Annotated in this window: 10 protein-coding genes; 4 read left to right on the top strand and 6 right to left on the bottom strand. The window is 41.4% G+C overall.

The window, feature by feature from the left end; all coding sequences use genetic code 11:
- From ABZB17_RS05560 to ppk2, 3 genes are all read left to right on the top strand, one after another.
- Positions 1–762 (top strand): efflux RND transporter periplasmic adaptor subunit (locus ABZB17_RS05560; protein WP_372648475.1); only part of this gene is annotated, 762 nt, incomplete at its 5' end.
- Between the two features lie 69 nt (positions 763–831).
- Positions 832–2055: a hypothetical protein gene (locus ABZB17_RS05555; RefSeq protein WP_372648474.1), complete on the top strand. Its 1224-nt coding sequence runs from the start codon at positions 832–834 to the stop codon at positions 2053–2055.
- Positions 2056–2120: 65 nt separating this feature from the next.
- Positions 2121–2933 carry a polyphosphate kinase 2 gene (gene ppk2 / locus ABZB17_RS05550; protein ID WP_372648473.1) on the top strand — a complete coding sequence of 271 codons (813 nt, stop codon included), beginning with the start codon at positions 2121–2123 and terminating at the stop codon, positions 2931–2933.
- Between the two features lie 51 nt (positions 2934–2984).
- On the opposite strand, the gene ABZB17_RS05545 is transcribed toward ppk2, so the two are convergent.
- Positions 2985–3908, bottom strand: coding sequence for a DUF1338 domain-containing protein (locus tag ABZB17_RS05545; protein ID WP_372648472.1), 924 nt, complete (start codon positions 3906–3908; stop codon positions 2985–2987).
- Positions 3909–4009: 101 nt separating this feature from the next.
- The gene (locus tag ABZB17_RS05540; RefSeq protein WP_372648471.1) at positions 4010–4915 is read right to left on the bottom strand and encodes a carbohydrate kinase family protein; all 906 of its coding nucleotides are present in this window, start codon (positions 4913–4915) and stop codon (positions 4010–4012) included.
- Positions 4916–5092: 177 nt separating this feature from the next.
- Between ABZB17_RS05540 and ABZB17_RS05535 the strand changes: the two genes are divergently transcribed.
- Positions 5093–5707 carry an ACP phosphodiesterase gene (locus tag ABZB17_RS05535; protein WP_372648470.1) on the top strand — a complete coding sequence of 205 codons (615 nt, stop codon included), beginning with the start codon at positions 5093–5095 and terminating at the stop codon, positions 5705–5707.
- A 13-nt stretch (positions 5708–5720) separates the two neighbouring features.
- On the opposite strand, the gene ABZB17_RS05530 is transcribed toward ABZB17_RS05535, so the two are convergent.
- The 4 genes from ABZB17_RS05530 to mreD all read right to left on the bottom strand — a co-directional run bounded on the left by ABZB17_RS05530 (position 5721) and on the right by mreD (position 11092).
- On the bottom strand, positions 5721–7016 hold the full coding sequence (locus ABZB17_RS05530) for a KamA family radical SAM protein (RefSeq protein WP_372648469.1): 1296 nt from the start codon (positions 7014–7016) through the stop codon (positions 5721–5723).
- A 263-nt stretch (positions 7017–7279) separates the two neighbouring features.
- The gene (gene rodA / locus ABZB17_RS05525) at positions 7280–8707 is read right to left on the bottom strand and encodes a rod shape-determining protein RodA (protein WP_372648468.1); all 1428 of its coding nucleotides are present in this window, start codon (positions 8705–8707) and stop codon (positions 7280–7282) included.
- Positions 8707–10524, bottom strand: a complete 1818-nt coding sequence (gene mrdA / locus ABZB17_RS05520) for a penicillin-binding protein 2 (RefSeq protein ID WP_372648467.1) — start codon at positions 10522–10524, stop codon at positions 8707–8709. Before mrdA ends, rodA begins: the two co-directional genes overlap by 1 nt.
- Positions 10525–10618: 94 nt before the next feature.
- The gene (gene mreD / locus ABZB17_RS05515; RefSeq protein WP_372648466.1) at positions 10619–11092 is read right to left on the bottom strand and encodes a rod shape-determining protein MreD; all 474 of its coding nucleotides are present in this window, start codon (positions 11090–11092) and stop codon (positions 10619–10621) included.
- Between the last annotated feature and the right edge of the window lies 1 nt (position 11093).

The following is an 11093-nucleotide window of genomic DNA, read 5'->3' as shown; positions in this document are numbered from 1 at the left end:
GAATCGGCTGCCTACCAGCGCAAAGCTCAAATGACTTATAAAAAAGCGGAAAATACAATTGCCAAAAAGAAGCGCGATTACCAACTTGAACAAAATAAGTTAAAAATGGGCGTGGCCCGAACAGAAGAAAGGGTAAAACGCAGCCAGGAGAAAATAGAAAAATTTCAACAGGCTATGCAAGCGGCGCGTATTTTTGCTCCTGAAGATGGTATTGTAATTTTTGGCGAAAACTGGGATGGCACAAAATACAGTAAAGACGGCGATATTTCAACCTGGTCGAACGGACCTCCGATTGCCACCTTGCCCGATATGTCGGAAGTAATTTCGGAAACCTATATAAAAGAAATTGATATATCGAAGATAAAAGTGGGCGATAAAGTAAGAGTTTCGTTTGACGCCCTTGAAGGAGTGATAATCAGTGGTAAAATAAATTCGATTGCACGTGTTGGTGAAGACCATAAAGATTTCGACATGAAAGTTTTTAAAGTGCTTATTCATCTCGACGAGTCAAACGACGGGTTAAAGCCTGCCATGTCGAGCAATAATGAAATAATTCTTGCCCAAAAAGAGGAAGCTTTGTTTGTTCCGCTAAAAGCAGTTATTAGCGAAAATGGCGAGGATTTTGTTTACCTGTCAAAACATGGAGAGACGGAAAAAACTCCGGTAACCACCGGTTTTGAGAATGAAGAATTTGTGCTGATAGAAAGCGGACTTCAGGAAGGCGACAAAGTAATTCTAAGCCCGGTACTGGAGGAAATTTAGAATACACTTAGTAACAAATAGTAAAAACGGGCTGAATTATCAGTCCGTTTTTTTGTATAAATTCGCGCCATGCAGAAACCGGTACATCCTAATATTTATTTATTTAATCCCACTTGCGAATATGCGGTGGCGAATGGTAATGCCTCGTGGCACCCGAATAAAATTCTGCAAAAAATGGAAGCCGACCTGGCTACCCTCCCCCTTTATTTTGCTGCTGAAAACGATGTGGTGATTGTTCCTGAAATTCCTGCAACCGAATTTTATGAACACCTGCAAAAAATAGGAGTTACACCCCCTGTTTTTGCTACAGAAAAAAAGCTAAAAAATAACCCGCCTGAACAAATTTGCAAACTCCAACCGTGGGGCTGGAGCCCTGCCGTACATAAACGTTTGGAAAGTTTTAAACCGCTTTGTGACCATGAATTTAAATTCTCCCCGGTGTTTATGTGGAAAGCGGAAAACCGCGAACTTTACTCTAAGAAATTTGCCTTGCAGATTTTACGACAACTGACACACAAACATCCGTCGGCCAGTTTTATCGGGAAAAACGAAATTACCGAAATTTGTGAAACGCAGCACCAGATAGAAACGCTTTTGGCAAAGTGGGATAAACTTATGGTGAAAGCCCCATGGAGCAGTTCAGGACGCGGATTACAACCGATTACCAAGCAACCAATACATGATAAAGTTTGGGAAAAACTACTCGGTATTGTAAAAGAACAGGGGTACGCAATTGTGGAAGCATTTCAAAATAAAGAGCTCGATCTTGCTTTTCAGTTTGAATTAAAGGCCGGAGTAATTCACTATTTGGGAACCAGTAATTTTTCGGCCGACAAGAAAGGGCAATACCTGGGAAACAGCCTGAACGGGCTACCTGATGATCTGGACGAGGAGGTAAAAGACTTTGCTAAAGAAATGTCAACGCTGATCATCCCTGCGCTGAAAGACGAGATCGGGAAAAGTAAATTAGCTGAAAACTACGAAGGCTATTTTGGTGTCGACACCCTAATTTTTAGAGATAAAACGGGGGCACTTAAAATAAATCCCTGTTTGGAAATTAATGTGCGGCACAACATGGGATTGCTTTCGCTCTACCTCGAAAAATTTGTTGCTCCATCAAAAAAAGGATGCTTCCGCATGTTTTTCAATCCAAAAATGCCATTTGCTGATTTCTGCCAACAAATGAGCCACGACCATCCGCTTGTTCTTGACGATCAAAAGATTGTTTCCGGATTTTTCCCGCTTACGGCCTTTACAAACTCCACCGGATTTGGCGCCTATCTGCTCGTTTAATTGAGCTGACTTGATTTTAACTTCATTTTGTTTACCTTTAAATGAACGATTAAATCCGGGCTGCTATGGAAAATAAGGACGAAAAACATACGAAGAAAGGGAAAAAGCTCTCCAAAAAATTTTACGAAAACGAACTCAACAGATTGCAGGTTGAATTGGTACGTCTGCAGGAATGGATAAAGTTTAAAGGACTTAAAGTGGTAGTGATTTTTGAAGGGCGCGACGCTGCCGGAAAAGGTGGTACGATAAAACGCATTATTCAAACATTAAACCCGCGTATTTGCCGCGTTGTTGCGCTGGGAACTCCAACCGAACGCGAAAAAACACAATGGTATTTTCAGCGTTATGCTCCGCATCTTCCTGCCGCCGGCGAAATGGTTTTGTTCGACCGTAGCTGGTACAACCGGGCAGGCGTTGAGAAAGTAATGGGCTTTTGTACCAACGAAGAATACTGGGAGTTTCTTCGCTCGTGCCCAAATTTCGAACGCATGCTAATCCGTTCGGGAATTATTCTGATAAAATACTGGTTCTCGGTAAGCCAGGATGAACAGGAAAAAAGATTCAGAGCGCGGTTAAACGAACCAACCAAAAGATGGAAACTGAGCCCGATGGACATTAAATCGATGGAGAAATTTGAAGAATATTCGAAAGCCAAAGATGAAATGTTTGCTTACACCGACACAAAAATAAGCCCGTGGTTAATGGTTGATGCCGACGATAAAAAACGAGCCAGGCTGAATTGCATCCATCACTTATTATCATCAATCCCATACAAGGAACTGGAACAACCGGAAATTGTACTTCCTGAACGACAGGAAAGAAAAGGTTATATACGCCCGCCGCTGGATGAAATGACATACGTACCGGAAGTTTATTAATATAAAAAAGGGAAGCGATTAGCTTCCCTTTCCATTTTCTTCTCCATTACTCTAGTTATCCCTTGTCCTGGTCATGTCGAACAGGTGCCTCGCCTGGTCTCCCAGGAATCCTGAGAATAACTTCTCCTCTCCATTTTCAATCACTAAACCTCTTTCTGCTAATTCGTAGTAGGCATAGGTCCAGGGCATTTTTTCTATTCCATCTTCGCCCTTAACCTCTACTTCTTCTTTTACAGCCAACGTTGCCGATTGCTGCAATTTACTTCCCTTTTCTCCTTCAAGTGCTTCTTTCATGGGTATCCCGGCATCGGCCAATCCCTTACAGGTTGTTTCCAGATCGGGCCACTCACTAACGTTCTGATAGTTTACAAAAGCGGTAAAATGATTCACCGCGTTACCATGCAGCAGCACCCAGGCCGCGTACTGCGACACATCATTTACTTTTAAAACATCATCTTTACGCGGAACTTTCCATGGTCTTCTGAAATATTGCGCTAAATCTTTCACCAACATTTCTCCTGCCACCCGGGGTAATTCCCCTTTAGCTTTTAAAGTTGCCAATAACCCGATACTCTCATCCGATAATAAATAAGGCGTTTCTTTTACTGTGTTCTTTATAATTTGCTGGACCCATTCGGGTAATTCTTCCACCTCCAACTGGCTCACAAATAGTTTAGGGAACATCGGATCGGGATGTTCAAAATGAACGGCGTTCAGTTTTTTCTTCTTGAAATTATATTTTTCAACCGGAACATACTCCAGGCAGGAAATGATGTGTTTTATTGCTCTTATTCCTTCCGGCTGTTCTCCGGTGTGCGTGTTAAATGTTCGAAAGGCAATGTGATCGTTTACCACGCTACCTCCCTTCTCGTTAACCAGGCGCTGATATTCCCGGGCATACGAAACACGATCGAGATACATAACCCACAGTCGAGTGAGTAATGCTTTGGTAATTTCTTTTGCTGTAACTTTCATCCTGTAGCTTTTTTATATTAAACAAAAAACACAGGGCTTTTGTTACTAAAAAACAGATGTTTAAGAATATAGGATAATTGATAAAAAAACTATAGCACAGGCTAGTGCTGACTGGTATTTTTCATGAACTCAAGCACGTCTTCTTTTGTGAACGCGCTGGTTGCTCCCATTTTTGTAGTATTTAATGCTCCAACAGCATTCCCGAATTTCAGAGCTTCGTCAACGGGTTTTCCGTTCAGATAGTAATGCAAGAATCCGGCGGCAAAAGCCATCCCTGATCCAACATTATCAATTGCTTTTAAATTATAACCCGGTTCAAAAAATAATCCCTCGGTGGCGTGTAGTGCTAAAACACCTGTGCTGCCACGTGTGATAATTACAATGTCGATTTTGAATATTTCAGACAATTTCCGGGCAAAATCTTCAACTCCGGTATATTCAATTTCAAGTTTATCGGCCAAAAATTCGATTTCCTTTTCTTTTATGCGCACTACATTGGCAGCTTTCAGTAAACGTTTTACAACCTTTCTACTGAAAAAGTGTTCGAACAGCTTGAGATCGAAAAAGTGCAGCGAATCGGGCGATTCTTTAATAAGCTCACGTAATGTATTTTTCGAGAGGCCAAAACGTTGCGGCAACAATCCAAACACCAAACAATCGGCTTTGCGAACCAATTTCAGGGCTTCGGCCGAAAACTCGATATGATCAAAAGCCACATCGTTTGCCACTTTATAAACCGCTTCGTCGTTTTCGTTAAAACTCACTTCAACTGTTCCGGTTTTAAATACAGGATCGAGCTGAACATTTTTATCTGAAATACCGAGTTTTATAAGCGTATCAATGGCCTCCATCCCCAGTTCATCGTCGCCAACACGCGAAAGTAAGTAGCCTTTTTCGCCCAGTGAGTTACACCGAAATACGAAATTAGATGGCGTTCCGCCCAGCACTTTACCATTAGGTAAAATGTCCCAGACAAGCTCTCCAAATGCAACTATTTTTTTAGCCATAACCTTACTTTCGGATGCAAATGTAAAAATTAATAAAACGCTATCAAAAGTCAGTATGTGTCTCTTTTTCAATTTAAAAGCAAAAACAGATTAATCAGTTGATAATGAGCAGTTTTTACGCGCAAAAAAAATGAAGCAAAAAAACAATTTTTACATTAACGCGTTTGTTTCTTTACAATGAACTATTTAGCACATCTCCATCTTTCGGGCGAATCGGAAAAAATGCTGGTTGGCAATTTTATTGGCGATTACATAAAAGGCAATAAATACCTGCAGTATGAAGACGAAATTGCCAAGGGCATTTTGCTTCATCGGCAAATCGATTCGTTTACCGACGCGCACCCGTTGCAACGGGAAGCCCGCTTGCTGTTTCGCCCCGAATTTGGATTGTACTCGGGAATCGTAGTTGACTTTATCTACGATCATTTTCTCGCAAAAAACTGGAGCCAGTATTCCACACTTCGCCTGCCGGTTTTTGCCAAACGGGTTCATGCCATTTTACTCAGCCACTTTAGTACGCTGCCTTTGAGAGTTCAGGGATTTCTGCCCTTCCTTATTCAACACAAACGTTTGGTTTCGTATGCTTCTGTTGATGGGATTATCCAGTCGTTAAAAATTATGGGAAAGCATTCCAGCCTTCCATCCAAATCAGAAGAAGTTGAACGAATACTACTGAAAAATTACATGGAACTGGAAATAAATTTCGCGGCCTTTTTTACTGATCTTCTTGATTTTGTTTCAGAAAAGCAAGGCATTGAAATTAAAAAACCCGATCTGATGACCGGGCTATGAATGGTAATAGTTTTTATGCAAGTAATTCAAGGAAGGCTTGTTCGTAAAAGAAATTCGACTCGCCAAAAGCCGGTTTTAAATCATTTAGCCAAATGGCATCCGGATCATATTTGGCAAAAAACGGACGACCTACCCAACTTGGATCGCGCCCCTGCAAAAAGTTCAACACAAATACTTTTTCTCCTGCAACTTCGCTAACACCAACAATTTGCACTTTCCCCGGGTTGCACGACATGCTGGGCCCTTTAACCGTGCGGCAAACGCCACTAACCTGGTTATACGCACTTTTGAAAATTTTCCAGGCCCTGTCGAGCGTAACCGCAAAATAATCCTGAGCACCTGTATTGCGTGCGATAAACATGTAATATGGAATGATTCCCAGTTTAACCTGTTCTCTCCAGTTTTCGGCCCATACGTTGCTATTATCGTTTATATGATGCAATAATGGCGATTGCGAACGAATCTGTACGCCGGCACTTATCAGTCGTTTTACAGCCTTCTGAACAGCCTCTGTTTTTAATTCTCCCGGATGATTAAAGTGAGCCATCAGCGCGATGTTGATTCCGCGCTTTTTCACTTTCTCAAACAAACGTAATAAATCATCAGCATCCTCGTCGGTTGTATAACGATAGGGCCAGTAAGCCAACGATTTTGTTCCGATACGTATATTACGCAGGTGCGGAATATCGGCATCGAGCAAAGCGTTGAAGTAGGCTTCGAAAAATTTGGTTTTCATCACTGCCGGATCGCCACCGGTAAACAATACGTCGCTAATGTGCGGGTTGGCTTTTATATATTCTACCAACGTATCCGCCTCTTTCATGGCAAATTTAAAGTCGTTTAGCGCAAACTGCGGCCAACGAAAACAAAATGTACAATAAGCGTGGCAGGTTTGTCCCTGGGTTGGAAAAAACAACATGGTTTCGCGGTATTTATGCTGAATGCCACTTAGCTTTTTACCATTAAAAACCGGCACGTTACTTTCCTGTCCGGCAGGGTTTGGATTTAGTTTTAGCCTGATTTTATTAACTTCTTCCTGAATGGTTTTTCGTGGAGCGTTACTTGTTATTAACGAAGCCATTTTATTAAAACTGGCTTTATCAAGCATTTCTCGTTGCGGAAAATTGAGAATAAAAAACGGATCGCGTTCAAAATTATTCCAGTCGATCAACTCATCAACTACATAATTATCAGTTTTAAAAGGCAAAACCGTTCCAACAACTTCTATTTCCAGTTTCTGTTCTTCCGAAAGAAACTCCATCTGCGGAATTTGCCTAAAGTTATGAAGAGAATAAGGTCTATAAATCATCTCATTAAAATTTTTAATGGGATCGCATGCAAGTCGATCTGCAAAATTGAACGCACAACTCTAAGTACTCGCTACTCGAATAAATCTGCGGTTCTTCCTCCCATAGGATATTAAAGAACTATATTAATTTTTACTGTCTGTTTTTCCCTTTTTTGATGAATTTCAGCAAAGAAATTCTTCCGATTTTTTTAAAGCCCCACAAAGGTATAAAAATGGGGGTAGTAAAAAAATGTTTTATAGAATCTTAAGAAGTGACCAAATTGCTAGTCAGAAAGTTTTTCTAAACGACTGGCATCCAGCCGAATAAATGTGAACAACAAAATTGTAAACGACCACAACGAAGAACCACCATAACTAAAAAACGGAAGTGGTATGCCAATAACGGGCATCATACCAATGGTCATTCCAATGTTTACCATAAAGTGAAAAAAGAGGATCACGGCCACCGAATAACCGTATATACGCGAGAATGTTGACCGCTGTCGCTCGGCAAGCCAGACAAGGCGCATAAAGAAGAACAAAAAAAGCAAAATTATAGTCAGGGTTCCTGCAAACCCCCACTCTTCGCCAACAGTACAAAATATAAAATCGGTACTCTGTTCAGGTACAAAATCGAACTTGGTTTGTGTACCTTGAAGATAGCCTTTTCCCCACATTCCTCCTGAACCGATGGCAATTTTGCTTTGGTTTACGTGGTAGCCGGCACCCTGCGGATTCGACTCAATTCCCAGCAACTCGTTTATCCGTGCCTTGTGGTGAGGCTCCAAAAAATTCTCGAAACCATAATCAACCGAAATGGTGAATAAGATGGAACCAATAAATACAATTGCAATCTTTGTATAATTCGAAAACTTATTCCGAACACTATGGTACAATACAATTATTGAGCCGACTACGGCTCCGGAAAGTATAAATTGTGCCAGGCCGAACAATGTGTTTATCACAAAACTTAAAAGAATAAAAAAACCGATGGACAAGGCATAAATAATGGTAACATTTAAAAACTGTTTGAGCTTTGGATTAAAAATCAGAAACATTAGTAAAGCCACTCCCACCATAATAAGTGCAAGGGTGAGATTGGCCAATACCAGGGCCAAAACAAAAAGAAGAGCCACTAAAGTTCCGAAGAAAAGCACCACTCCCGATAAGCCTTCGCGATATAACACCAGAACAAACGAAAAGTAAACCAATGCAGAACCGGTATCGTTTTGCAACAAGATTAAAACCACAGGACCCAATATTATTGCCGCTATGGTTAGTAACGATTTTGTTGTTTGTAGTTTAAAACCATGTGTGCTCATGTAACGGGCCAGGGCCAAAGCTGTTGCCGACTTAGTAAACTCGGCGGGCTGAAACAGAACAGGACCAATCTCAAACCAGGACCGGGCACCATTAATCTCCTTCCCTATAAACGGTACCAGCAATAGCAACAGCATTAATACGCCATAAATGATATAGGAGAAAAAAACATAAAAGTTAACCTCCAACAACATAATTATTAAGGCCAAAACAAAAGCTGCTCCGATCCACATCAGCTGTTTTCCGTATTGTTGAGTAATATCTAAAATACTCTGATGCTCGTCGCTGTACAAAGCAGCATAAATATTAAACCAGCCTAAAAACAGCATCAGTACATACAGGCCAACGGTTAACCAGTCAATATTTGCTAATATGTTATTTCTTCTTGGCATTAATCTGCTAATTCCGGGTTATGCGGATCTGTTAAAACAGCTTCCATCATTTGTTTTTCGTAAATAAGCCTGTTATCGGCAATGCTGTCATTCAGGTATTTTTCAATCAGTAAACTGGCAATAGGCGCGGCATAACTTGCTCCCCATTTACTGTGCTCCACATACACACAAAGCGCAATCTTCGGATCATCTGCCGGTGCAAATGCCATATACGCTCCATGATCAATCCCCTGGTTATTTTCAATGGTTCCCGTTTTTCCACAGTAACTGATTCCGGGAACAGAACGGTTTAAACGCGCAATGGTAACCTGTCGCATACCTTCAAAAACCGGCTCGAAATATTGAGCGTCAATTCCGGTTTCGTGTTTAATAGAAAAACTACTTCGCACCGTATCATTCTCAACTTCCTTAATAACGTGCGGTTGATAATAGTAGCCTCTGTTGGCCAGAATAGCTGCCAGATTGGCCATTTGCAGAGGAGTCGTTCCCAACTCGCCCTGCCCGATTGCCAGCGAACGTACAGTGATTGCCTGCCACCAATCTCCCTTATGCACCCTATTGTAATATTCTACAGTTGGTCGCAGTCCCGGATTTTCGTTATAAAACTCGGTACTTACTCTTTGCCCGAGGCCAAAACGTTTTACATACTCACTCCACACATGAAAACCGACAGCTGTGGTTGGATATTTATTGATCGTACTTCGGAAGGTATTCCACAAAAACGGGTTACACGATTCGCGCACCGCATCGATAACACTGGCCGGCGAAATATGATTATGAGTACACTTAATTGGACTGGAAGCCTTGCCGTTACAAACAACCCTCGTGGCATTGTTGATTGCACCTTCCTGCAAACCAATTAAAATGTTGAAAGGTTTAAATGTCGACCCCGGCGGATAACGCGCTTGCAACGAGCGATCAAACAAAGGCATTAAGGTATCGTTTTGCAGCTGGCTAAAGTTTTTTCCCCGAACCCGCCCCACAAGCAAACCCGGATCGTAAGTCGGGGCACTCAGCATAGCTAGAATTTCGCCTGTTTTGGGTTCAATCGCTACTACAGCACCTTTTTTATTCTGAAAAAGTTCTTCGGCATAAAGCTGCAAATCAATATCAAGTGTCGATACAAGATTTTTACCAATTTCGGCCGGTTTATCTTCTGCTCCGTTCAGGTATGAGCCCTGGTTGCGGTTGTGCACGTCAACCATTATTTTTTTCACACCTTTTACGCCTCGAAGCTGCTTTTCGTAGGTTCTTTCGACCCCACTTTGCCCAATATAGTCGCCCGATTTATAGTAGGTATCTCTTTTTATGTCGGAAGCATTAACTTCGCCTACGTAACCTAAAACGTGGGCTGCAACCGGGTATGAATATTCACGTAATGTTCTGGTTTGCGAGTGAAACCCTTTAAACTTATACAGCTGTTCCTGTAACAAGGCAAAACTTTCAGGCGATATCTGTTTGATTAAAACCGATGGTTTATAGCTTGAATAATTTTTGGCTTTGGCAATTCCCTCTTCAAGATCTGGGCGGGTAATATCAAGTAAATTACAAAGTAAAAGGGTATCGAATTCGCCTACTTCGCGTGGTGTAATCATCAGATCGTAGGCCGTTGTATTGTACACCAGCAACTCGCCATTACGGTCGTACACCAGTCCGCGTGCCGGATATTGAACAATTTCGCGCAAAACCTGGTTAGTAGCTGATTGTTTGTAATCAGAATCCATTACCTGTAAGCGGAACAGATTGATAATATAGATCAATCCAACCACAACAAAAATGGCTGCGACAATATAACTTCGTTTCGACAAATTGTTCATGTATTACCTGCCTGTAATAAGTTCTGACTACCAGCAACAAAAAGCTGCCATTCTATCTAAAAATTCAAATTAAATACCCTTCTTTCGACTTCTGTTAATCGCGAAATACAATAAACTGGCTTAAAACTATAACAAAAATTGAAAACAAGGAACTTAAAACAATACGATATAAGGTTCCTAAAATATCAGCGAAAGTAAATACTTCGACAAAGAATAGTGCCAAATGATGCAGGAACACCATTACTGCCGTGTAATACAGAAACCAGCCCAAACCGTTTTGAGCCAATCCCGGGTAATCTGCCATGTCCTCTTCGCGGCTGGTAATAGACCTGATGATAGGCGGACGCAAAAAAGCAATAAACACCGAGGCAAAAGCATGAACACCCAGAGTATTGGAGAAGATATCGATACTGAGGCCGATGAAAAATCCGCACAAAAGAAGCACATACCGTTGTGTATTTACGGGAAGCAGCATAATAAACAAGATGTAGATATATGGATTTACAAACCCACTAACCTGCACCTGGTTTAAAAACAGTACTTGCGTAAGCACAAGCACGATAAACATT

The sequence above is a fragment of the Draconibacterium sp. genome, from assembly GCF_041583095.1.
Lineage (GTDB): Bacteria > Bacteroidota > Bacteroidia > Bacteroidales > Prolixibacteraceae > Draconibacterium.
Note: the sequence above shows the minus strand (reverse complement) of the source record. Positions and strands in the feature narration are given on the sequence as shown.

Bases quoted from the DNA above. Each gene is read 5' to 3' on its own strand.
- rodA (WP_372648468.1), bottom strand. From the start codon at position 8,707: ATGCCAAGAAGAAATAACATATTAGCAAATATTGACTGGTTAACCGTT.
- ABZB17_RS05535 (WP_372648470.1), top strand. From the start codon at position 5,093: ATGAACTATTTAGCACATCTCCATCTTTCGGGCGAATCGGAAAAAATG.
- ABZB17_RS05530 (WP_372648469.1), bottom strand. From the start codon at position 7,016: ATGATTTATAGACCTTATTCTCTTCATAACTTTAGGCAAATTCCGCAG.
- ABZB17_RS05555 (WP_372648474.1), top strand. From the start codon at position 832: ATGCAGAAACCGGTACATCCTAATATTTATTTATTTAATCCCACTTGC.
- ABZB17_RS05545 (WP_372648472.1), bottom strand. From the start codon at position 3,908: ATGAAAGTTACAGCAAAAGAAATTACCAAAGCATTACTCACTCGACTG.
- ppk2 (WP_372648473.1), top strand. From the start codon at position 2,121: ATGGAAAATAAGGACGAAAAACATACGAAGAAAGGGAAAAAGCTCTCC.
- ABZB17_RS05540 (WP_372648471.1), bottom strand. From the start codon at position 4,915: ATGGCTAAAAAAATAGTTGCATTTGGAGAGCTTGTCTGGGACATTTTA.
- mreD (WP_372648466.1), bottom strand. From the start codon at position 11,092: ATGTTTATCGTGCTTGTGCTTACGCAAGTACTGTTTTTAAACCAGGTG.
- mrdA (WP_372648467.1), bottom strand. From the start codon at position 10,524: ATGAACAATTTGTCGAAACGAAGTTATATTGTCGCAGCCATTTTTGTT.